This window comes from Actinophytocola sp. KF-1, assembly GCF_054661535.1.
Window position 1 is genome coordinate 1 of sequence record NZ_BAAFVK010000026.1, and the last position, 21,635, is coordinate 21,635.

A 21,635-nucleotide genomic window follows, 5' to 3' on the forward strand; every position below is an offset into this window, starting at 1 on the left:
GCGGGCCTGGCGGGCTCCGCCCGCGGAGCGGGCCTGGCGGGCTCCGCCCGCGGAGCGGGCCTGGCGGGCTCCGCCCGCGGAGCGGGCCTGGCGGGCTCCGCCCGCGGAGCGGGCCTGGCGGGCACCCCCCGCGAAACGGACCAGGCGGGCACCCCCCGCACAACCCAAAACCCCACCCCCGACCCCGCGTCCAAAAAATCTTCACAGACCCTGTCGAAAACCGCTCCCCCCGTCCGACGCGTCGGTGAGACACGCCGAGCGGAGAGGACAGCGCCATGACAACCACCCTGGTCACCAGGAACGCACTGGCCGACGCGCTCATGGCCGAGGACACGGCCGAGGAGACCGGCTGGCTCGACCCGCTCGACCGCGTCACCTGCCCCGCCCACCGGCGCTGGATCCACCAGTGCTGCCACAGCGACCTGCACGTCAGCCGGATCACCGGGCACCGCTGGTGCCGGCCGTGCGGGCGGGCGCTCGAGGTCGCGGTCGACGAGGTCGCCCGCACCGTGGCGGTGCGCTGTCCCAGGTGCGGGCGCGGTGCGCGGACCAGGGCCGACGCCCAACTGGTCGCCGCGTGCGAGGCGAGTCTCACCGCATCCACCGCAGCGTAGGAGGAAACCGAAATGGCACGCGTCATCTGCGACATGTCCATGTCCCTCGACGGCTACGTCACCGGCCCCAACGACAGCCGCGAGAACCCGTTCGGCGACGGCGCCGACACCCTGCACGACTGGTTGTTCAAGGACCCGACCGACGACGACAAGGCGATCATCGAGGAGGCGATGGCGTCCTGCGGCGCGGTCGTGATGGGGCGCAAGTCGTTCGACAAGAACGAGGGTGACGGCGGCTGGGGTGACGGCGGCCCGATGGGCGACGTCCCCGTCTTCGTGGTCACCCACCACGCGCCGGCCAAGGCCTACCCGCCCGTGTACACGTTCGTCACCGACGGGGTGAAGAGCGCCATCGAGCAGGCCAAGGCGGTGGCCGGGGACAAGGTGGTCGGCCTGCACGGCGCGACCGTCATGCAGCAGGGGCTGCCGCTCGGGCTGGTCGACGAGCTGTCCGTGCACGTGGTCCCGATCCTGATCGGCGGCGGCACCCGCCTGTTCGAGACGCTGCCCTCGGGCATGCGACTGGAGCGGGTCAGCGCGATCGCCACCCCGGCGGCCACGCACCTGCGGTTTCGGGTGCTGCACTGACGGCCCGTGGGAAACTCGTCGGCGGCCGGCCGATGAGTTTCCCACCCAGCGGAGGTCTGTACCGGTACGAGGAGAAAGGACCGGGCGCATGACCGTCGAGACGGAGCCGGACTTCCTGAGCCAGGCGGACCCGTACCGCAGGGAGCTGCTCGCGCACTGCTACCGCATGCTCGGCTCGGTGCACGACGCCGAGGACCTGGTCCAGGAGACCATGCTCCGCGCGTGGCGCGGCTACGACAAGTTCGAGGGCCGCTCCACGCTGCGCACCTGGCTGTACCGGATCGCGACCACCCAGTGCCTGACCGCGCTGGAGAGCCGCGGCCGGCGTCCGCTGCCCACCGGGCTCGGCGGCCCCAGCGACACCGGCGGCCTGCCGCTCGAGAAGCGCGACGAGGTGCCGTGGCTCGAGCCGATGCCGAGCGACGACGACGAGGACCCGGCCGCGATCGTCACCACGCAGGAGAGCACGCGGCTCGCGTTCGTCGCCGCGCTGCAGCACCTGCCCGCCAGGCAGCGGGCCGTGCTGATCCTGCGGGACGTGCTCGCGTGGCGGGCCGCCGAGGTCGCGGAACTACTCGGCACCACGACCGCGGCCGTGAACTCGGCGTTGCAGCGGGCCCGCGCCCAGCTCGAGGCGGTCGCGCCGACGCCGGACGACGTGGTCGAGCCGAGCACCGAGGACAAGCGGCGGCTGCTGGCCCGGTACGTCGAGGCGTTCGAACGCAAGGACGTCGACGCGATCGTGGCCCTGCTGGCCGAGGACGCGGTGTGGGAGATGCCGCCGTTCACCACCTGGTTCCAGGGCCCCGAACAGGTGGCACGGCACCTGGCCCGCCAGTGCCCCGGCGGTCCGGGCGACTTCCGGTTCGCGCACACCGAGGCCAACGGCGAGCCCGCGCTCGGCATGTACCTGCGCGGCGACGACGGCGTGTTCCGGCCGTTCACGCTGCAGACGTTCACGGTGCGCGGCGACCGGTTCACGCACGTGGTGTCGTTCTTCGACCTGCGCCTGTTCGACACGTTCGGCCTGCCGAGCACGGCATGAGGCCGCTGCTCGGCGGCGTCGGCCTGCTGGCACGCGCCGTCGACCACGCCCTGACCTGCCTCGACGCCGCCGACGGCGTGGACCTCGGCCGCCCGACCCCGTGCGCGGGCTGGGACCTGCGGACCCTGCTGGACCACGTCAACGACTCGCTGCTGGCCCTGCACGAGGCGGCCACGCTCGGCCGGGTGTTCCCCGACTCCGGCGACTACACGGGCAGCGACCCGATCGCGATGCTGCGGGACCGGGCCACCCGGTTGGTCGGCGCGTGGACACCGCCCGTGCCCCGCAAGGAGGTCGACCTCGGCGAGCTGGCGCTGACGACCGCGATCGTCACCACCACCGGTGCGCTGGAGGTGGCGGTGCACGGGTGGGACGTGGCGCGCGCGTGCGGCGCGGACGGGACGGTGCCGGACGAGCTGGCGAGCGAGATGCTCGACCTGGTACCACTGCTGGTGTCGCCCGAGGACCGGCCCGCGCGGTTCGCGGCGGTGGTCGGCACGCCCTTCTGGGCAGCGCCCGGCGACCGGCTGGTCGCCCTTCTGGGCCGGCATCCCCAGTGGACGTATCGGTAGGTCGGCCGCCACGACCTCTCCGGTATGAGAGTGGCGTCGTTCAACGTCGAGAACCTGTTCGCGCGACCGAAGGCGTTCGACACGTCCGACCGGTCGGCAGGCGCGCCGATCCTGGCCGCCTACTCCGAGTTCAACGAGCTCGCCGCGGCCGAGGAGTACACCCCCGCGGCCCGCGACCGGATGCGGGAACTCCTGGTGGTGCTGGAGATCTACACGGTCCGGAACGGCGTGGTGCGCCGCAACCAGGCCCGCGACCCGAGGTGGGCGTGGCTGCGCAAGAACCGCGGCACGTTCGACCGCGAGCCGCAGGACCCCGCCAAGGACGTCGAGATCATCGCGAAGGGCCGCGCCGACTGGATCGGCTGGGTGGAGCTGGCGAAGGAGCCGGTCGACGAGATCGGCACCCGCACCACGGCCCGTGTGATCGCCGACATCGACGCGGACGTGCTCGCGCTCGTCGAGGTGGAGGACCGCCCGTCGCTGGTGCGGCTCAACAAGGAACTGCTCGGCGGCCGGTACGAGCACGTGATGCTGGTGGACGGCAACGACGACCGCGGCATCGACGTCGGCATCATGACCAAGGCGGGCTACGACATCCGGTCCATCAGGTCCAATGTGGACATCAAGGACGGCGACGACCCGGTGTTCTCCCGCGACTGCCCGCAGTACGAGATCCGCACCCCGTCCGGCGCGGTGCTGCACGTGCTGGTCAACCACTTCAAGTCGCAGTCGGGCGGCGGTGGCGCGAAACGCAGGCGGCAGGCGCAGGAGGTCCGCCGCATCGCGGACGAGCTGGTGGCCGCGCGGAAGAACGTGGTCGTGCTCGGCGACCTGAACGAGGGCCAGCCGTCGCTGACCCAGCCGCCCGCGAACCTGAAGGACCTGTTCGACGGGCCGCTGCTGTCGTGCTACGACCTCCCCGGGTTCGACGTCGGCAAGCGGCCCGGCACGTTCGACGCGTGCGGCATCCGCAACCGGCTCGACTACGTGCTGGTGTCGAAGTCGCTGAAACGCCGCTTCCGGTCCGGTCACGTGTTCCGGCACGGCCTGTGGGGCACCAGGACCACGCGCCCGACCGACTGGTACACGTACCCGGAGATGCGGAACCACAACCAGCAGGCGTCCGACCACGCCGCCGTGGTGGTGGAGCTGGACCTCTAGCACGCGCCGCGCCCACCATCGCGAGTCGCGCTCTCGCGCACACCGAGTTGCCGGTTTCATGCACATCGCCGGCGCCCGCGCCGGCGACCTTCTGCACGAAACGTACAACTCGGTATGCGTGAGAGCGAGACTCGCGGTGTCCTGGCCGTCGTCGGCCGGTCGTCTGCCATGCCTAATGTAGGTGGCGTACCACTTCGACGGCTGGCCGGAGGTCTGCATGTCCTACGACGTGACCGCGGTGCGGGCACACTTCCCCGCACTCGACGAGGGTGCCGCCCACTTCGACGGGCCGGGTGGCTCGCAGTCACCGGCACAGGTCGCCGACGCGGTCGCCGGCGTGCTGCGGTCGGCGGTCGCGAACAAGGGGACGGTCACCGCGGCGGAGCGCAGGGCCACCGAGATCGTCGACGCCGCCCGTGCGGCGGGCGCCGATCTCGTCGGGGGCGACCCGGCGGGCATCGTGTTCGGCCGCAGCATGACCCAGCTCACCTACGACTTCGCCCGGACGCTCGCGAAGACGTGGGGCCCCGGCGACGAGGTGGTGGTGACCCGGCTGGACCACGACGCGAACGTCCGCCCGTGGGTCCAGGCCGCGCAGGCCGCCGGCGCCACCGTGCGGTGGGCCACGTTCGACCCCGCCACCGGCGTGCTGACCGCCGACGACGTGGCGACCGTGATCTCCGCGCGCACCCGGCTCGTGGCGGTGACCGCGGCGTCCAACCTGCTGGGCAGCCGCCCCGACATCCCGACGATCGCGGCGACGGCGCACGCCGTCGGTGCGCTGGTGTACGTCGACGGCGTGCACTACACCCCGCACGCGTTCGTCGACGTGGCCGCGCTGGGCGCGGACTTCTACGCGTGCTCACCGTACAAGTTCCTCGGCCCGCACCTGGGCATGCTCGCCGCCGCGCCCGCGTTGCTGGAGGAACTGCGCCCGGACAAGCTGCTGCCGTCGTCGGACATCGTGCCGGAGCGCTTCGAGTACGGCACCCTGCCCTACGAGTCGCTGGCGGGCACGACGGCCGCGGTCGACTTCCTGGCGGACCTGGTCCCCGGCACGGGCTCGCGCCGCGACCGCCTTGCCGCGTCGATGGAGGCGCTGGAGCACCACGAGCAGGTGCTGCTGTCCCAGTTGGACAACGGACTCGCGGACCTGTCCGGCGTCGAGCGCTACGGCGACCCGGACCGGCAGCGCACGCCTACCACGCTGTTCACGGTGACCGGCGTGGCACCGGCGGAGACGTACCGCGCGCTGGCGGACCGCGGCGTGAACGCACCGGCGGGCACGTTCTACGCCTACGAGTGCGCGAAGGTGCTGGGCATCGAGAACGGCGGCGCGGTGCGCGCGGGTATCGCCCCGTACACCAGCAAGTCCGATGTGGACCGTCTACTCGAGGCGGTCGCGGCGGTCCGCAGGTAGCGGGACGCACGGTGGCGCCGAGGAGCATCCCCGGCGCCACCGTCGGCATCGAGACAATCCACGGCGCCGGGACGTGTCGTCACCGGCGCCGTGGGCATGGTGCGCTCATCGGTCCTGGTGGGACCTTTCGCGCGCCTCATGCATGTCCGCTTCGGCCCTCGCGCGCTCCGCGGCGGCTTCCTTCTCCGCCACCTCGCGTTGTGCCCCGGCCTTGTCCTGCTGGGCCTGACCTTCACGGACCTTGGAGTCATCCCCCGTGATCGCGCCGGCCGCTTCCTTGAACCTGCCCTTGATGTCCTCGACGACGCCCTTGACGCCCTCGGCTGGGCCACTCCTGTCCGGCATCGTTCTGCACCTCCCGACTGGAGTCCGGTACACACCAGAACTACCCGGCGGGGTGACTACAAAACCTCGATCTGCTCCCGCAGGATGTCCAGGTGCCCGGCGTGCCGCGCGGTCTCCTCGATCAGGTGCACGTAGATCCAGCGCACGGACACGCTGCCCATCTCGTGGTGCGGTACGACGTCGTCGAGTGCGAAGTCCTTCGCCACCTCGCGCGAGCGGGCGCACGCGGCCCGGTACTCCTCGATCAGCGAGGCGGCGGTGTCATCGGGCTGGACGGTGAACTCCCAGTCCCGAGGGTGCGCGCGCCGGTTGTCGCCGGAGCGCGCGCCGAGTAAGTACTCGAACCAGCCGGTCTCCACCCATCGCAGGTGCTTCACCACGCCGCCGACGGTGGTGAGCGACGGCACCAGCCTGCGCCGGATGTCCACTTCGGACAGACCGGTGATCTTGTCGACGACGGCGGCGCGGAAGGTGTCCAGCCACACTTCCAGCATCGGGCGCTCGGCGGCCGTCGCCACCGCGTTCTCTGGTCGGGCCATGCGAAGGAGAGTAAACCGGTGCACCGACAAAAACCGGCGGCGCGACAGCGCTAGCCCGGACCGGGTGTCCCGGAGATGGCGCGGAGCCGGGCGATCAGCTCCACCGTCTCCAGCCCGCACAGCTCGGCCATCCGCTCCAGCGCGGAGATGTCCAGGCTCACGTCCGCGGGCCCCGGCGTGCCGTTCAGCTCGCTGAGCCGCCCCTTCGCCCACCGCCGCAGCGGCAGCAGCTCCGGCTGCGCGTCGCGGACGACCTTGTGCAGGTCGATGCGGATGCGACCGACCGGGGAGTCGCTGAACACCCGCTGGTGGACCCGCGCCATCAGCTCGTGGGGCACCTCGTCGAGCGCGAGGCAGATCTCCACGAGCCGCACGACCGAACACTGTCTCGTGCCGAGCTCGTACGTGGCGAGGGTCTGGAGGGAGATGTCGCTCTGCAGCCGACGGTTGAGATCTCGCCGCGTCCACCCGCGCTGCTTGCGCAGACGGCGCAGCTCGTCGCCGAGAATCCGCTGGTAGTTCGCTGTGTCCAGCTGCACGATCGCCCCTCTCTCCGTGGCACCCCGGTCCCCGACCGGCCTGCCGACATATGAGGAAGCGACCAACCCGCGACCGATTACGCGGGTTTTCAGTATTTGCTTTTGCGAGTACCCCTTTCGGGTGAACTCCTACGTCCGAACAGCAGGATTCGGCTACGTCAGTTGACGCAGCCACCGGTGTTCTGCTTGGGCTGCTGGGCGTGCGCCGCGCCGCTGCCCGACAGGTCGAGGAGCCGGTCGCCCGCGAGCCCGTCGCCGTTCCCGGCCGCACTGTCCGAACCGGACGCACCGGGGCCGGCGTAGTCGGCTCCCAGGAGGACGGTCACGGTGCCGGCCGGGAGGTTCGCGTCCTCCTCGACCTGCATGTTCCCGCCCAGCGCGGCGGCCACCCGGTCGCCGGCGGCCTTCTCGCCGGCGGGGTACCGGACCACAGTGGAGTCACGGTTGTCGGCGTTGCCGACGTCCCCCTTGGTGAAGCCCCTGGCACCCAGTTCGTCGGCGACGGACTTGGCGAGACCGCCGACGTTCGACGCGTTACGCACGTTGACGGTCGTCTTGCTGTTGTCCTGGGTGCTGTCGTCCGTCTGCGCGCCCGTTCCGCCCTTGTCGTCCTTTTTGCCGATCAGGCCGTCGACGAACGCCTTCACCTCGTCCGGGTCGACCTCGACCGCGGAGCCGTCGCTGTCGGTCTGCAGGTCGATCGTGCCGTGCGGGATGGTCTTGAACTCCACCTTGCCGCCGGTGATGCCCATCATCTGCTGGGCGAACTGCATGATGTTCCAGTCCTGGTCCAGCACGACCGACTTCTGGATCGCCGCCTGCAGCTTGTCGAGCGTCTCCGAGCCCGGCGCGAGCATGTCGCCGGAGAGCATCTTCTTGGCCATCCCGGACATGAACACCTGCTGGCGCACGATGCGGTCCAGATCGCCGTTGGGCAGGCCGTGGCGCTGCCGCACGAACGCGAGCGCCTTCCGGCCCGCGATCGTCTGCCGCCCCTTGATGAAGTCCGCGCCGGAGTACTCGTCCTTGACGGCCCGGTTCAGGCACACCTCGATGCCGCCGATGGCCTTGGTGATGTCGTAGAAGCCGAGCAGGTTGATCTCGGCGTAGTGGTCGATGCCCGCGCCGGTCAGGTTCTGGATCGTCTCGATCAGCTTCTTCGCGCCCTCCTGGTTGGAGCGCACCTGCAGCTCGGCCTCGTCGGCGACGCCCTCCTCGCGCAGCCTGGCCATGGCCTCGTTCTTGGCGCGCGCGTACGCGGAGTTGATCTTGTGCTGGCCGTAGCCGGGGATCTCGACGTAGGAGTCGCGCGGCATGGACACGCCGACCGCGGGACCGCCGTCATTCGGGATCCGGATCATGATCAGCGTGTCGGTGTTCTGCTCGCCGTCCGAGACGCCCGCGTTCAGCATGGCGAGCTGCTCGTCGGACAGCGGGTGGCCCTGCGCGTCGGTACGGCTGTCCATGCCGACCATCAGGATGTCGATCGCGCCGTCCGCGGGCTTCTCGACCTGCGGCTGGTCGATGACGTCCCGGGTGGCGAGCCCGTCGGCGAACTCGTCGAGCCGGTTCGCGTAGTAGCCGGTGCCGACCAGCACGACCGCGGACAGCAGCGCGACGAGCGTCTTGGCGCCGATCAGGCCGGGCCTGCGGGACTTCCTCGGCCGGGGCCTCGGCGCGGGCGGCGGCTTGGGCTGCCAGCGCGCGTCCGACGTCCTCGGCGCGGGCTTGCTGCGCTCGGTCGGGGCTTCGGCGCGGGCACGCTCACGCCGGTCGGCGATGCCGCCGGTACGACCCGCGACCACGCGCCCGGAGTTCACGGGTGGAGGCGTGCGCCTGCCGTCACGCGACGGCGGCTGCTGCCGGCCACGCCCGGGCCGTGGCCCTTCTGACCTCGGCGGCCGATAACTCACCCCTGTTCCCTCCCGCTCCCGCTGAAACCGCTCTCCCGGACTAGAGACGCGCCCGGACCCCGCACGGTTGTCCCGTAGGGTGGCATACGTCGCCGAACGTGATCGCACCGACGCGGGATTTCGCCCCGGGTCAGCGTCCGGCGGGTGCCGGTCCAGGACTGGTTGCCCGGGTCAGCACGGGCGTACACACCAGGGCGACGACCAGTGCCCCGGCCATTGTCACGCCGTGCACCACGGTGCCGGGCCCGCTGACGGTCGTCAGCATGGGCGGCACGCATGCGATGGCCGTCACCAGCCACGGCCCCGGCCGCGCGCTGGTGTGCAGGTGGACGCAGTGCAGCAGGTACCAGCCCATGAGCAGGTGGATCAGGTTCGCCATCGGGTCGACGGGCAGGCCCAGCACGTCGGCCGACCCGTCCCACCCGGACAGCCCCGCGACGGCGAAGCCGACCACGCCGAGCGCGCCGTACGCGACGCCGAGGACCGCGGCGAGGGTGTCCTGCCGGCCCCGTACGGGCGGCGGGCCGGTCGCCGGTTCGGCTGGTGCGGGCGGGCGGCGCTCGAACCACAGGAACGCGAGCAGCGTCGGCATGGCGATCAGCCCGACGGCGAAGATCATGCGCGGTTCGGTGAGCCAGCCGACACCCGCCTTGCTCACCACCCCGAGCAGGCCCTCCAGCACGAGCATCGCGCACAGGTACACCAGGTAGACGGTCATGGGCGCGGCCCTGACCACGGCGGCGACGCGCGCCGGGGCGCTGGTGGTGAGCGCACGCAGGCCTGCCTCGCGGGGCAGCGCCACCAGCGCGGTCTGCACGATGCCGATGAGCAGCACGCCGGCGAGGGACGGCGCGAACGCCGCGTACCCGGTCGGCTCGGCGAGCTGCAGCTTCGGCTGCGCGCCGAACACCGTGAGCAGCACCAGCCCGGCGAACGCGGCCGCGGCGGCCGCGAGCAGCACCCGCCGCGGGATCCGCCAGAGCGTCCGGTCGGCGTAGTGGAAGGCCAGCTGGGCGAACAGCAGCGCGACCAGCACGCCGCCCGCGTGCGCGGCCACCGAGCCGCCGACGAAGCTCAGCCCGGCCACCGCCGCCAGCAGCACCAGCGGCGTGACCACCGGGAACGCCGTGTGCAACCGGTGCATGAGCGGGGTGAGCGCCACGACCAGCACGTACAGGCCGAGCAGCCACAGCGGCTGGACGATGATCCTGCTGAACGCGGCGACCCCGCTCTCCGGGACCCGCAGCAGTTCGAGCGACAGCGGGATGACCAGCCACGCGATCACGAACGCGAGCACCGGCCGGATCAGCCAGCCGACCCGGCTGACGAGATAGGTGACGTAGTGGCCCTCCACGGCCCGCCACGCCAGCAGGTTCGAATGACCGCCCGCGAGGAAGAACAGCGGCACCAGCTGCAGCAACCAGGTGAGCGGCCAGGCCCACGCCGGTTCCGAGTCGCCGCGCATGGTGAACGCCAGCAGCGACTCGCCGAGGACGATGCCGGTCAGGCTGAGGATGCGCAGCAGGCTCATGCTGTGCGCCTGTGCCTGCTCGGTCTCGGTCAGCACGGGCCGGTGGTGTACCGAGCGGACCTTCGGCGCGCCCTTGCGCGCGATGGCCGGCGCCCGCGCCATGATCAGCAACATGATCACGATCATCGCGATCGACCACACGCCGACCGGCTCGTTGCGCGGCGGCCCCCACCGCTGGTGCCAGGAGTTGACGACGAGGCCCGCGGTGTAGATGGACGCGACGACCTCGCAGGTGCCCGGCGAGCCGAGCGGGTTGTAGCGGCACTGCGCGTGCATGTCGGCGGAGAGCCGGTCGTCGAGCCGTTCCCGCAGCTCGGGCGACAGCGGCTGCCCCTTGGCCTCGGCGTAGCGGAGCAGGTCGTAGCCCAGGTCGTGCGCCTTGCACCCCACGCTGTAGTCCCACTGCGTCGCCCCCCACGGCGACGAGCACCCCCCGTCCGGGTGCACGGCACGTGTCGTGCCGTCAGGCGCTGTCATGTGCACCGGTTCGCGCCCGCTGACCTCTTCGAAGTCCGCCGGGAGGTCCGCGATCGGGTCCCGCCCCGACTCGGGGTCGAGCTGGTCCTCGATCGCTTGTGCCGCCTTGGCGACGTCCCCCGTCGGCGGCTCGTACCTCGGCGGGTCCGGCCGGGAGGCGATCACCGCGAAGCCGGCCGCCGCCAGCACGATCGCCACCAGTGCGCTGAACCGGGGCAACCGTCCTGGTTTCCCCATGGCCCGAAGGCTACTCGCCGAGATCACCTCGGCCATCCGGATTGACCCTGATCTCTGCCCCCTACCCCGGTACTACAGAGAGGGTCCGCGTGGTTCCCCAGGGTGATCGAAACGGGTATCCGCGTTCCAAACCTCGAATCCGAAATCTCTGCGAAATCGCAACTCGGGGTGTGCGCTCTCGTCAGCCCGCGAGACGGACCTGGTTTCTGCCGCCTTCTTTGGCTTCGTAAACGGCGGCGTCGGCGGCCTGCAGCAGAGAGTCCAAGGCGGTCGCGTGAACGGGGTATACAGCGACCCCGATCGAGGTGGTCCGATTCGAGATGGCCACCGGACCACCGCGTTTGTCCGTGGTCGGCACGTGCAGTTCGGAAATCGTCTGGCGGATTCGTTCCCCGGCCGCCTCGGCCTCGGCGGAGTCGGCGTCGGGCAACAGGAGGACGAACTCCTCGCCGCCGAACCTGCCGATCACGTCGCTCGGGCGGGTCGCGCTGCGCAGCGCGTGCGCGACGTACTCGAGCACGTCGTCGCCCGCCGGGTGCCCCCACGTGTCGTTGATCGACTTGAAGTGGTCGAGGTCGACCATGAGCAACGCGCACGGCAGGTCGTCGCGGCTCGCCCGGTTCATCTCCCGCTCGGCGACCTCGCGCCAGCCTCGCATGTTGAGCAACCCCGTCTTGGGATCCGTTCGAACGTCCACCTGCAACTGACGGACCTCGGCGATCCGGTTGCCGATCACGCCGATGGCCACCATGATCACCAGCGCGGCGGGGAGGTTGACGGCGAGCACCGCGGCCACGACGCCCAGCGCGATGGTGACCGCCTCGAGCTCGTTGTCCTCCTTGCTGCCCAACAGGGTCCGCACGGTCGCCTGGCTGTCCGCGAGCGCGAGGACGATGCCGATGAACAGCGCCTGCAGACCGCCGTAGATCAACCCGGCGACGACCATCACCGCGAACTCCTTGAAGGAGCTCAGCGAGCCCATCGCGCCGAACGACACCCACCCCCGGTCGCCGAGCACGTCGACGACCTCGTGGGCGATGGTCGCGGCGAGCATCATCGAGAACGCCGCGAACACGAACCGGTGCGGCTGCCTGCGCGCGACGAACCAGCGCTGGGCACGGCTGACGACGATCAGCAGCAACGCCAGGTGGATGGGCAGCACCAGCACGCCGGGGAAGGACCAGATGCCGGTCAGGTCCACATAGACCTGGGGCTTCGTGCGCTTGCTCCGGCGCCGCTCCTCCTGCCGCCGTGACAACTGGATGTGCAGTGTCGCGCACAACGCCAGTGCCACGAACCGGAACCAGTCCGCCCGGCCGGGCGCGGGCGCGGTGACACAGGCCCAGATCATCGCGGCCAGTGCCACGGCCTCGAAGCCGAGGTGGTAGGTGACGATCCGCCGCGGCTGGCTCCACAACGCCCACTCGCGGGGATGGACGATGTTCAGTTTGCGCTCGCTCTTCTTCGCGGCGCGTTCGTCGTTCACACTGGTGGACGACAGTGCCACCGGCTCCGCCGGCGTACTCGCGTCGTCAGGTGCCACCGGCCTGGCTCCCTCTCGAGCGGTGAACGACATGGGCCTACATCCTGCATCAACATCGCTCACCAATGTGTGCGGAACGGTGGGAAAACCGCGATGCACACCGACCGGTTACTATTCTCTCAGTCGTTGACCCGGTGTAGGCGGATTGACGACACCTGCTGCCAGCCCCCGGGCGGGAGGTCCCCCTGATGAGTTCCCACTGTGAGTTATGCGCCACCTCCGTAGGTTCGCTGTCAGTGACGGCTCGGGTCACTGATCGCAGCCCGTCGGCGGGAGGTGAATTCGTGATGTCGGACCGCGAGTACTGATCTGCCAACACCGTCCCCGGACGAATTCGACGGTTCGTCACGCCCGTGACGTCTCCGGCCGCCCCCCGGTCCGGTTCTTCGCCTTGTCGCTCCTCGCCCCGGCCGCGTAGACCGCGTTCTCGGCGCGGTTCTGCCTGGCCCACGCGATGGTGGCAGGCACGGCGATCACCACACCGACCGCACCGGCGAGCGCGATCGTGGTGGACGCGGAGCCAATCCCTTCGGCCACCGCGCCCCCGATCGCCACGCCGATGCCCTGGGACACCCGGAGCCCGGCACGGATCACGCCGAACGCACCGCCCCGGATCTCGTTGGGGACGAGTGTGTTGAACGTGGCGCTGACGGTGATCTGGTAGGCGCCGAACGCGCCTGCCAGCGCCAGCAGCACCAGCGCGAACACCACGTGCGGCTCGAGCGCGAACGCGATGAGGCACGCGCACGACGCCGTCGCGAGCGCGCCCACGATCCGCACGCGGTGCTCGGCCGAGACGAACCTGGACAGCACGTACGTGCCGAAGACGAAGCCGAGCGGGTCGGCGGCGAGCAGCCAGCCGACGGCGGCGTCCGGGGCGTTCAGCTCCTTCGCGAGCGGCGCGACCAGGCCCTCGGGGATCACGACGAACCCGACGAGCCAGGACAGCGTCAGCAGCACCCGCATGCGGTTGTTGCCGAACACCCACTTCGCGGCGCCGAACCAGCCGTCCTCCTTGCGGCCCGCCGCGCGGCGGTTGCGCAGGAAGCGGCGGATGACGACCGCGCTGACCAGGAACGTGACCGCGTTGATCGACAGCGCCCACGTGGTGCCGATCGCGACGACCAGGACGCCGCCGAGCGCAAGGCCGAGCAGCATCAGCGTGTTCGTGGTGATGCCGCGCAGGTCCTGGCTGCGCAGGTACAGCTCGTCGTCGGTGAAGATCTCCCTGGTCACGGCGTTCTGCGCGGCGAGTGCGGGTGCCTGCGCGAGCCCGACGCCCAGTACGAGGGCGCAGAGCGCCGCTATGTGCATGCCCGGGATGGCCATCAACCCGACCAGCACGGCCTGGACCGAGGTGCACGTGACCATCAGCGACCGGCGCGGGAACCGGTCGGCCAGCTGGGACAGCCCGAGGCCGCCCGCCAGCGCGGACACGTACGACAACGCGTAGACGAGCGCGGCGAACAGCGCCGACTCGGTGCGGTCGTAGACGAGGATCGTGAGCGCGACCTTGGCCAGCTGGTCGCCGAAGATCGACTGCGCCTCGGCGAACCAGAGCGCGCGGAACTCGGTGACCGCCAGCACGGCGGACATCCCCGGCGCTCGTTGGCTCAACGTGTCAACCCCCGTGTCGACCTTCGTCCGCAGATCCCGCCATGGTCTAAGAGGACCACGCCGCCTGGCGATCCGCTGACCGCAAGGCTTCTCGACACTTGCGGTGCCCGGTCAGCTACATCTCGAGTCAGTGGTTGATGCTCTTGGGTCATCACCACGTAGCTCAGAGTACCGGCCTCTGTGAGAACCGTGGGCATCGGTCGATGGTCCCACGCTGTTCCCAGATACCAGATATGCCCCGGACGGTGTACACGTTCGACAGTTTAAGCAGGTGAAACGCGGCTTTCGCGACAGACCTACCGGTCTTTCAGCAAACCGAGCAGCACCTGCTCGATGTCCTGCTCCTCCTCGCGGTAGTCCCGGGCCGTCCGCGACACCGAGTGCGCGATCCGGTCGGCCTTCCCGCCGAGGCCCTTGACCTGCTGTTGCAGTGCCGCGCCGAAGTGGTCCAGCGCGGCGGCGAACCCGGTTTCCTTCCCGATCCTGCCGAAGCTGTCGTCGGCGAGGCCGCGGACGTTCCTGAGCTGGTGGGTCGAGAGGTCCCGCAGGTCGTCGGCGATGTGGCGGGTCGTGCGGGCGTAGCCGGACAGCGCGTCCGGGTCGACGGCGAACCCGTCCCGGTCGCGCCCCTGCCCGCGACCGTGATCCTTGCCGGGCTTCCGGTCGTCGTCCTTCTTCTTCATGGCCCGGATGCCACGGCGGGCGTCGTCGAGGTACTTCTTGTACGCGCCGCTCGTGTAGGTGGTCCACGGCCGGAACGAGTCGCCGTGGCCGGAGATGGCCCACGCGGCCTTGGCGTTCTCCTCCGGGTCGAACAGCTCGCGGTTGCTGTCGATGTCGAACTGGTCGCGCCGGGCCGGCCCGAGCGAGCCGATCATGTTGATCTGCCACAGCCCGTACGAGTCGTCCGGCGGCACCGGGTTGTGCGCGCGGGTGTCCCCGCCGGACTCGGCCATCGCCACGGCGACCGCCACCGTCAGGTCCTGACCGCGGAACCCGGCGTCGTGGGCGTACTCGGCGATCTGCGCAGGCGACAGCTTGGCCACGGACGTCTCCCCTCACGTGTTCGTTCGGGGAGAAGCGTCGCGGGCACGGCGGTGCCGCCGCCAGCGCCAGTGCACAGCGGTGCAGGCGCAGTGCACGCCTGGGCTAGCCGACCAGGTCGAAGTCGGCAGGCTCGATCTTGCGGGTGCGCAGCCAGTACCGCCAGGTGAAGCCCGGCCAGATGGTGCGGTTCACGCCGCGCGAGTCCAGGTACCAGCTCTTGCAGCCGCCCTGCGTCCACACGCCCTTGACCAGCCTGCGCTGCATGTCGGACTGGAACCGCGCCTGCGCGCTCTCCTTCGTGTCCAGCCCCTGGGCGCCGTGCTCCTCGACCAGCGCCATCGCCTGCGACACGTACCTGATCTGCGACTCGATCATGAACACGACCGAGTTGTGGCCGAGCGCGGTGTTCGGGCCGAGCAGGAAGAAGAGGTTGGGGTAGCCCGCGACGGTGATCCCGAGGTGGGTCTGGATGCCGTTGTCCCGCCAGTCCTTGGACAGGTCACGCCCGTCGAGACCGGTGATGTCCAGGTAGTCGAAGGCGTCGGTGACGTGGAAGCCGGTGCCGTAGATGATCGCGTCGACCTCGTGCTCGACGCCCTTGTCGTCGACGATCCCGTGCTCGGTGACCTCGCGGATGCCGTCGGTGTTGACCTCGACGTTGGCTTTCGTGAGCGCCGGGTAGTAGTCGTTGGCGATGAGCACCCGCTTGCAGCCCATCACGTAGTCGGGCGTGAGCTTGCGGCGCAGTTCCGGGTCCTTGACCGCCTTGTGCATGTGCGCCTTCGCGATCCGCGACGCGAGCCTCATCAGCGTGGGCCTGCCGTTGAAGCCGATCGCACGCGCCTCCAGCAGCCAGTAGATGGCGTCGCGGTAGAGCCGCTGCGTGCCCGGGACCAGGCGGAACAGGGTCTTCACCCATTCCGGCATCGCGTGGTCGGGCTTGGGCATGATCCACGGCGGGGTGCGCTGGAAGAGCGTCAGCTTCGCGACGTCCGGCTGGATGCGCGGGACGAACTGGATCGCGCTCGCACCCGTGCCGACGACCGCCACCCGCTTGCCGGTGAGGTCGTAGTCGTGGTCCCACCGGGCGGAGTGGAACGCCTTCCCGCGGAACCGCTCCGCGCCCGGCAGCTTGGGGATGTTCGGGATGTGCAGGCCGCCGATGCCGGAGACCAGGAACTTCGCGGTGAAGTCGCCCTTGCTGGTGGTGACGTGCCAGCGGTGCTCGTCGGCGTCCCAGCGGGCGCCGGTGACCTCGACGCCGAACCGGATGTGGCGGCGCAGGCCGTACCGGTCGGTGACGTCGCGCAGGTACTGCCAGATCTCCGGCTGCGGCGAGAAGGACCGCGACCAGCGCGGGTTCTGCTCGAAGGAGAACGAGTACATGTGCGACTGGATGTCACAGGCGCAGCCCGGGTAGGTGTTGTCGCGCCACGTGCCGCCGACGTCGGCGGCCTTCTCGAGCACGACGAAGTCCTCGCGGCCGTCCTTCTTGAGCTGGATGGCCATGCCCAGACCGGAGAAGCCGGTGCCGATCACCACGGTGTGGAACTCCATGCCGCCCTACCTTACTCGGAGTAGGTTACTTCCGGTAGAGTAACGCCGTGGGGCCTGTGAGGGAACAGCCGAGGAAGCGGATGCCGCGCGCGGAGCGCGAGCAGCAGATGCTGCGGGTCGCGGAGGAGATCTTCGCCGAGCGCGGCTACCGCGACACGTCCATGGACGAGATCGCCGAGCGCGTCGGCGTCTCCAAACCGATGATCTACGAGTACTTCGGGTCCAAGGAGGGCCTGCTCGTCGCCTGCATCAGGACGGCGCGCGCCGAGCTGCTCGCGGCGACGATCGCCTCCGTCGAGGGCGTCGAGTCCGCGGAGGAGGCGCTGCGGCGCGGGCTGACCGCGTTCTTCGAGTTCATCGACTCGCACCGGCAGTCGTGGAAGATCATCCAGGCCGAGGCGACGGTCGCGGGCCAGCAGGCCGTCGACGAGATCGAGGCGGGCCGCCAGCAGCAGACGGAGATCAACGTCACGCTGTTCTCGTCGTTCCTGCCGGACGTGCCGCACGCCGAGCTGGAGGCGTACGCGGAGATCGTCGTCGGCGCGTGTGAACGGCTGGCCACGTGGTATGTCCACCGTGACGTGTCGGCCGCCGACGCCGCCGAACTTGTCATGCGGTTGGTCTGGTTCGGTCTACGGCCGAATTGAGCACGCACGGTGACCGCCGATCGATTATGGTCAGCGGAACGTGTCTTCCCCACGGGGGCGGGGAGGACCGAGGAGGGCGGGAGTACGAGATGGCTGACCCGATCGAAGTGAACTACACACCGGACGGCGACGACTGGGCGGTCGCGGTCACGGGAAGAGGCCAGACCCTGACGGCCCGCGCGCCGGGCCTCATCGCGGCCCGCGATCGCGCGGACCAGCTGGTGGAGAAGATCGCGCCGGACGAGCCCGGCCACAAGACCGTGGTGCACCTGCTGAACGGCGACGCGGTCGAGTTCACCACGGCGTACCTGACGGCCCGCCTCGCGAAGACCGAGCCGGAGCAGCCCGCCGAGGTCCCCGCTCCGGCCGAGCCGGAGGAGTCCGGGCAGCAGGAGCGGAAGCCGGCCCCGACTCCGCGCGCGGAGTCCGACGCCGAGAAGGCCGGGGAATCGCAGAAGGAAGAACCAGCCGCCTCGGGCAGCTGACCCGATGGGGGACCCCTTCGTCACGCTGTCGGGTGACGAAGGGGTCCTTCACCGCATCGCGGTCAGCGGAAGAGCTTGCGGATCAGCAGCAGCAGGATCAGCGCGCCGACGCCGATCAGCGGGTACTTGACCTTCGGGGAGTTCAGCGTGCTCGCCGCGCCCGCCTTGGCCTCGGTCACCAGCTTCTTCGGGTTGGCCTTCGTGCCGAGCTGGTCCAGCGTGGACGCGAGCGCGTCCCGCGCCTGCTCGATCTCCCGCTGGATGGTGTCGGGGTCGCGCGCCACGGGATTCCTCCTCGGAAGAACGTTCTGTCAGGCCGACAAACCTAGAGCACCGCCGGGTGCACGGCTGTGCGACCCACCGGTCAGTACCTGGCGAGCTGCGCCACCATGCCCTCGCAGCTGCGCACCACCACCCGCGCGGCCCGGCGCTGCACCGACCCGAGCGCGTGGTTCTCCGCCTGCTCCTGCCAGCGGCGCAGCGCGTCGGACACCGCGTCGTGCAGTTCGTGCCCCGCCGCCTCGCGCTCGAAACCCAGCCGCGCGGCCAGTTCCGTGCCGACGCCGCCGACGAGCCTGCGCGCCTCGTCGGCCAGCGGGTCCGGCAGCGTGGTCCGCCCGCCGTGCAGCGCGGCCAGCAGCCGCAGCTCGCGGAAGTCGTGTGCGCTGACCACCAGGGCCTCCAGCGCCGACACCAGCCTGCGCGCGGCGGGCCGGGGCTCCATCCGCAGCACGACCTCCAGCGCCAGCAGCGCCGACCGCGCCTTCAGCACGTCGTGCCGGTCGGTGAAGCACTGCCGGATCGACTCGCGCAGCTCGGTGAGCCCGCTGCGGTCCACGAGCTCCGCCGACAGCGCGTCCACGGTGGTGAAGCCCTGGCGGATCAACGTGGTGACCAGGCGGATGCCGAACATCCCGAACCGTTCGAGCAGCGCGAGCCGGGTGCGCGCGTCCAGGCGCAGCGCCACGCCGTCGCCGACGAACCGGTCCGCCGAGACCATCGCGATCTCCAGCTGCCTGCGGGGCGCCTCGGCCAGCACACCGAGCGACGCCATCTCCTCGTCGGTCAGCGTGCGACCCGCCTGCGCCAGCAGGCCGGACACGGCGATCACGTTCTGGCACAGGCCGGTCAGCCCGACGTCCGTGCGGTACCTGCGGGCCAGCCGCTTCGCCGAGGTCAGCGCGTCGATCCGGCCACCGCCGACCTCGTCGGCCCGCGACAGCACGACGATCGAGTTGACCGGCGCCTCCCGCGCGATGGGGTGGTCCTGCAGCGACTGCAGGAACCCGACGTCCGTGGCGTGCGGCTGCCGCATGAGGTAGAGCACGGCGTCCGCGTCCAGCGAGATCCGCGAGCCGACCGCCGAGGAGTCGATGCCCGGCGTGTCGATCAGCGTGAGACCACGCAGCGTGCGCGACGGCCAGTCCACGACCACCCGATCGAGTTGGTCGGCCCGCCACCCCTCCAGGTCGATGTGGAGGCGCCCGCCCATCCGCGCGGCGGGCACGTCCCGTGGCGGCGCCTGTACCGGGTACACCTGCGCCCTCGGGTGCATGCCCCCTCGGTACCAGGCGAGGACCTGCCTGCCCTCCTCCACCGACAGCGGCGCGATCTCCTCGCCGACGAGCGAGTTCACCAGCGTCGACTTGCCCGTCTCCGGCTGCCCGGCGACCGCGACCCGCAGCGGCTCGGCGAGCCGGTCGAGGTGGCGGCGCAGCCAGTTGGTGGCGCGCGGGCTGTCCCGGTACAGCTCGAGTGCGTCGCGCACCATCGAGTGCGCGCGGTCTGCCAGGGTCACGCCGCCCCCTCGCAGGCTCCGGGACGCCGTGCTGCCGTGCCCGACCGGTTCACTCCGCAAGCTCCGCTCACGCTGTCAGCTCCCGGGGCGTGGCCGGCCCGGTCAGGGCCTGGATCCGCTTGTGCAGCCCGGCGAGCCGGTCGATCTCGGCGGCGATCTCCTGGCTGCGGCGCCGCCGCTCGGCCAGCTCCGCCTCCGCGGCCCGCTTGGCGGCGGTCGCCTGTTCGGCGATGCCCGACTGCAGCCGCTCCACGACCGACTGGAAGTGGTCGCGCAGCCTTCTCTGCACCTGGCGGGCGGTGTCCTTGCTGGCCTTGCCGTAGGAGAGGAAGAAGTCGTCCACGTGGCGCTGTGCCGTCTGCTTGGCGAGGGCCTGCCGCCGCTTCAGCCTGCCGGTCCGCTCGTCCCAGATGCTCTTCGCGCCGAACGCGGCACCCGCGGACAGCGAGATCGGGTTGATCAGCGGCATGCCCGCGATCGTGGTGGCGAGGCCGAACATGAGCAGGCCGCCGTACGAGCCGCGCAGACCGACGAACAGCTGCTGGCCGACCGTGAACTTCTCGATCCTCGGCGGCTCCAGCCCGCCGACGTGGTCGAGCAGGCCGTCGGTCGCGACCTCCTCCGGCACGGCCTCCTCCAGCGCCACCTGCCGGGCGATCTTCTCGGCCACCCACTGGAAGCGCTCGACGAGCCAGGCGAAGTTGACCTCGGCGGTGTCCACGAGCGCGTCCCGCAGCCAGTCGCCGAAGTCCTCCCACGTCCTGGCCGGGTCGGCGGTGTCGAAGAACTCGTCGGCGACGCGGACGATCTTGCGGGTGCGGTCGCGCAGGTCGTACTCCACGTCGGAGATGAGGTCGGCGACCTCGTCGGAGAGCATGGTCTGCCAGCGGGTCGTGCGCCTGCGCAGCTCGTCGAGCCGGTGCTGCGCGGCGCGGTACTGCGTCTGGGCGCGGCCCTGCTCACCGGTGCGGGTCTCGGTCAGCGCGGTGGTCAGCGGGCCGATCAGCTCCTTGGTGGCCTGCGCGGCCAGCACGGCGGTGGCGCCGCGGGCGATCGCGTCGCCGTTGCGCAGCACGTCCTGGGACAGGGTGCGCACGAGGTCGGCGAAGCCGGACTCCTCGTTGAGCTGCTTGTCCCCGGTCTGCGCGGCGGCCAGCCGGACGGTCGCCGACACCGGCACGACCTTCACCCGCAGGCCGGCGGCGGCGAGGCGGGCGCGGTTGCGCTCGGCGACCTTGCGCCACCGCGGCACGATGTCGATCTTCGTGAGCACGACCGTGACGACGGGGCAGAGCGACGTGACCTCCTTGAGCAGGTCCAGCTCGGAGGCGCACAGCTCCCCGGTGGCGTCGCTGATCATGAGCACGGCGTCGGCGGTGGCGAGCGCGGCGAACGTGGACTTGGTGCGCTGCGGGCCGGTGGAGTTGAGCGCGGGCGTGTCGATCAGCACGAGCCCGGCGGCGAGCAGCTCCCGCGGCAGGCCGACCTCGGCGTGCACGTCCGGCGGGCTGACCAGCGCCCGCTGGGCGACCTCGTCCACCGGCACGGGCACCCGCGTCGGCTCGTTCGACGGGCCGATCGCGCGCCGCCCGGACGTCGGCGCCTCGGTCACGAGCGCCGCGGTGGGGGTCGCCGAATGCGTTACAGTCGTTGGCGTGATTGTGGTCACATCGTCACCCACGGCACACACATTCGCCGTCACGAGGGCGTTGACCAACTGACTTTTGCCCTGGTTCAGCTCGCCGATCACGGGCACCCGGAGCGTCGGTTCGAGGAGCAGCGAACGGCGCTTCTCCAGCTTTCCTGCCAGGTCAGTGCGGTGATGCGTGATGCACGCCGCGATGGTGTCGTCGAGAACGCTGAGCCAGGGCTGAGTCCTCACCCGGTCGAGTGTGCCGTGCTCCCCCATCTGGGTGAAAGGGGGGCCGGGGCCCGTACTGCGTACGGACCCCGGCTCCTC

The 21,635-nt window shown here is 70.7% G+C and carries 20 protein-coding genes; 8 read left to right on the forward strand and 12 right to left on the reverse strand.

The window, feature by feature from the left end:
- Positions 1-275 precede the first annotated feature (275 nt).
- The 6 genes from ACYQ77_RS43725 (at position 276) to ACYQ77_RS43750 (ending at position 5,400) form a co-directional block, all read left to right on the forward strand.
- Positions 276-614, forward strand: coding sequence for a hypothetical protein (locus ACYQ77_RS43725; protein ID WP_459723349.1), 339 nt, complete (start codon positions 276-278; stop codon positions 612-614).
- A gap of 12 nt (positions 615-626) precedes the next feature.
- Positions 627-1,202 (forward strand): dihydrofolate reductase family protein, encoded by a 576-nt coding sequence (locus ACYQ77_RS43730; RefSeq protein ID WP_459723351.1) that lies wholly within the window; start codon positions 627-629, stop codon positions 1,200-1,202.
- Between the two features lie 88 nt (positions 1,203-1,290).
- Entirely contained in the window at positions 1,291-2,247 is a 957-nt protein-coding gene (locus tag ACYQ77_RS43735) for a sigma-70 family RNA polymerase sigma factor (RefSeq protein ID WP_459723353.1), read from the forward strand.
- On the forward strand, positions 2,244-2,819 hold the full coding sequence (locus ACYQ77_RS43740) for a TIGR03086 family metal-binding protein (RefSeq protein WP_459723354.1): 576 nt from the start codon (positions 2,244-2,246) through the stop codon (positions 2,817-2,819). Before ACYQ77_RS43735 ends, ACYQ77_RS43740 begins: the two co-directional genes overlap by 4 nt.
- Before the next feature lie 24 nt (positions 2,820-2,843).
- On the forward strand, positions 2,844-3,980 hold the full coding sequence (locus ACYQ77_RS43745) for an endonuclease/exonuclease/phosphatase family protein (RefSeq protein ID WP_459723356.1): 1,137 nt from the start codon (positions 2,844-2,846) through the stop codon (positions 3,978-3,980).
- Between the two features lie 217 nt (positions 3,981-4,197).
- Positions 4,198-5,400: a cysteine desulfurase-like protein gene (locus tag ACYQ77_RS43750; RefSeq protein ID WP_459723422.1), complete on the forward strand. Its 1,203-nt coding sequence runs from the start codon at positions 4,198-4,200 to the stop codon at positions 5,398-5,400.
- A 105-nt stretch (positions 5,401-5,505) separates the two neighbouring features.
- Here the strand turns inward: ACYQ77_RS43750 and mbp1 are convergent, their stop codons facing one another.
- The 9 genes from mbp1 to ACYQ77_RS43795 all read right to left on the reverse strand — a co-directional run bounded on the left by mbp1 (position 5,506) and on the right by ACYQ77_RS43795 (position 16,745).
- Positions 5,506-5,745 (reverse strand): microaggregate-binding protein 1, encoded by a 240-nt coding sequence (gene mbp1 / locus ACYQ77_RS43755; RefSeq protein WP_459723357.1) that lies wholly within the window; start codon positions 5,743-5,745, stop codon positions 5,506-5,508.
- Between the two features lie 56 nt (positions 5,746-5,801).
- On the reverse strand, positions 5,802-6,284 hold the full coding sequence (locus ACYQ77_RS43760; protein ID WP_459723359.1) for a DinB family protein: 483 nt from the start codon (positions 6,282-6,284) through the stop codon (positions 5,802-5,804).
- Between the two features lie 50 nt (positions 6,285-6,334).
- Positions 6,335-6,823 carry a helix-turn-helix domain-containing protein gene (locus ACYQ77_RS43765; protein ID WP_459723361.1) on the reverse strand — a complete coding sequence of 163 codons (489 nt, stop codon included), beginning with the start codon at positions 6,821-6,823 and terminating at the stop codon, positions 6,335-6,337.
- Between the two features lie 158 nt (positions 6,824-6,981).
- Positions 6,982-8,643, reverse strand: a complete 1,662-nt coding sequence (locus ACYQ77_RS43770) for an LCP family protein (protein WP_459723362.1) — start codon at positions 8,641-8,643, stop codon at positions 6,982-6,984.
- A gap of 223 nt (positions 8,644-8,866) precedes the next feature.
- A complete protein-coding gene (locus ACYQ77_RS43775) occupies positions 8,867-10,981 on the reverse strand; it encodes a phospholipase A2 (protein ID WP_459723364.1) in 2,115 nt (704 codons plus the stop codon).
- Between the two features lie 181 nt (positions 10,982-11,162).
- A complete protein-coding gene (locus ACYQ77_RS43780; protein ID WP_459723366.1) occupies positions 11,163-12,524 on the reverse strand; it encodes a GGDEF domain-containing protein in 1,362 nt (453 codons plus the stop codon).
- A gap of 345 nt (positions 12,525-12,869) precedes the next feature.
- Positions 12,870-14,120 carry an MFS transporter gene (locus tag ACYQ77_RS43785; protein ID WP_459723368.1) on the reverse strand — a complete coding sequence of 417 codons (1,251 nt, stop codon included), beginning with the start codon at positions 14,118-14,120 and terminating at the stop codon, positions 12,870-12,872.
- A gap of 317 nt (positions 14,121-14,437) precedes the next feature.
- Positions 14,438-15,187: a transglycosylase SLT domain-containing protein gene (locus ACYQ77_RS43790; protein ID WP_459723370.1), complete on the reverse strand. Its 750-nt coding sequence runs from the start codon at positions 15,185-15,187 to the stop codon at positions 14,438-14,440.
- Positions 15,188-15,290: 103 nt separating this feature from the next.
- A complete protein-coding gene (locus ACYQ77_RS43795) occupies positions 15,291-16,745 on the reverse strand; it encodes a flavin-containing monooxygenase (RefSeq protein WP_459723372.1) in 1,455 nt (484 codons plus the stop codon).
- Between the two features lie 47 nt (positions 16,746-16,792).
- On the opposite strand from ACYQ77_RS43795, the gene ACYQ77_RS43800 reads away from it, so the two are divergent.
- Both ACYQ77_RS43800 and ACYQ77_RS43805 read left to right on the forward strand, forming a co-directional pair.
- On the forward strand, positions 16,793-17,392 hold the full coding sequence (locus ACYQ77_RS43800; RefSeq protein WP_459723373.1) for a TetR/AcrR family transcriptional regulator: 600 nt from the start codon (positions 16,793-16,795) through the stop codon (positions 17,390-17,392).
- A gap of 89 nt (positions 17,393-17,481) precedes the next feature.
- Positions 17,482-17,877, forward strand: coding sequence for a hypothetical protein (locus tag ACYQ77_RS43805; RefSeq protein WP_459723374.1), 396 nt, complete (start codon positions 17,482-17,484; stop codon positions 17,875-17,877).
- Positions 17,878-17,939: 62 nt separating this feature from the next.
- On the opposite strand, the gene ACYQ77_RS43810 is transcribed toward ACYQ77_RS43805, so the two are convergent.
- The 3 genes from ACYQ77_RS43810 to ACYQ77_RS43820 all read right to left on the reverse strand — a co-directional run bounded on the left by ACYQ77_RS43810 (position 17,940) and on the right by ACYQ77_RS43820 (position 21,584).
- Positions 17,940-18,161: a DUF3618 domain-containing protein gene (locus tag ACYQ77_RS43810; RefSeq protein ID WP_184808577.1), complete on the reverse strand. Its 222-nt coding sequence runs from the start codon at positions 18,159-18,161 to the stop codon at positions 17,940-17,942.
- Between the two features lie 80 nt (positions 18,162-18,241).
- Entirely contained in the window at positions 18,242-19,675 is a 1,434-nt protein-coding gene (locus ACYQ77_RS43815) for a P-loop NTPase family protein (protein ID WP_459723376.1), read from the reverse strand.
- 67 nt (positions 19,676-19,742) lie between these two features.
- Complete coding sequence (locus tag ACYQ77_RS43820; protein ID WP_459723377.1) at positions 19,743-21,584, reverse strand: dynamin family protein; 1,842 nt, start codon at positions 21,582-21,584, stop codon at positions 19,743-19,745.
- Positions 21,585-21,635 lie beyond the last annotated feature (51 nt).

Excerpts from the sequence above, each read along its gene's own strand:
- ACYQ77_RS43725 (WP_459723349.1), top strand. The coding sequence starts at position 276 with ATGACAACCACCCTGGTCACCAGGAACGCACTGGCCGACGCGCTCATG.
- ACYQ77_RS43730 (WP_459723351.1), top strand. The coding sequence starts at position 627 with ATGGCACGCGTCATCTGCGACATGTCCATGTCCCTCGACGGCTACGTC.
- ACYQ77_RS43735 (WP_459723353.1), top strand. The coding sequence starts at position 1,291 with ATGACCGTCGAGACGGAGCCGGACTTCCTGAGCCAGGCGGACCCGTAC.
- ACYQ77_RS43740 (WP_459723354.1), top strand. The coding sequence starts at position 2,244 with ATGAGGCCGCTGCTCGGCGGCGTCGGCCTGCTGGCACGCGCCGTCGAC.
- ACYQ77_RS43745 (WP_459723356.1), top strand. The coding sequence starts at position 2,844 with ATGAGAGTGGCGTCGTTCAACGTCGAGAACCTGTTCGCGCGACCGAAG.
- ACYQ77_RS43750 (WP_459723422.1), top strand. The coding sequence starts at position 4,198 with ATGTCCTACGACGTGACCGCGGTGCGGGCACACTTCCCCGCACTCGAC.
- mbp1 (WP_459723357.1), bottom strand. The coding sequence starts at position 5,745 with ATGCCGGACAGGAGTGGCCCAGCCGAGGGCGTCAAGGGCGTCGTCGAG.
- ACYQ77_RS43760 (WP_459723359.1), bottom strand. The coding sequence starts at position 6,284 with ATGGCCCGACCAGAGAACGCGGTGGCGACGGCCGCCGAGCGCCCGATG.
- ACYQ77_RS43775 (WP_459723364.1), bottom strand. The coding sequence starts at position 10,981 with ATGGGGAAACCAGGACGGTTGCCCCGGTTCAGCGCACTGGTGGCGATC.
- ACYQ77_RS43785 (WP_459723368.1), bottom strand. The coding sequence starts at position 14,120 with ATGTCCGCCGTGCTGGCGGTCACCGAGTTCCGCGCGCTCTGGTTCGCC.
- ACYQ77_RS43795 (WP_459723372.1), bottom strand. The coding sequence starts at position 16,745 with ATGGAGTTCCACACCGTGGTGATCGGCACCGGCTTCTCCGGTCTGGGC.
- ACYQ77_RS43805 (WP_459723374.1), top strand. The coding sequence starts at position 17,482 with ATGGCTGACCCGATCGAAGTGAACTACACACCGGACGGCGACGACTGG.
- ACYQ77_RS43820 (WP_459723377.1), bottom strand. The coding sequence starts at position 21,584 with ATGGGGGAGCACGGCACACTCGACCGGGTGAGGACTCAGCCCTGGCTC.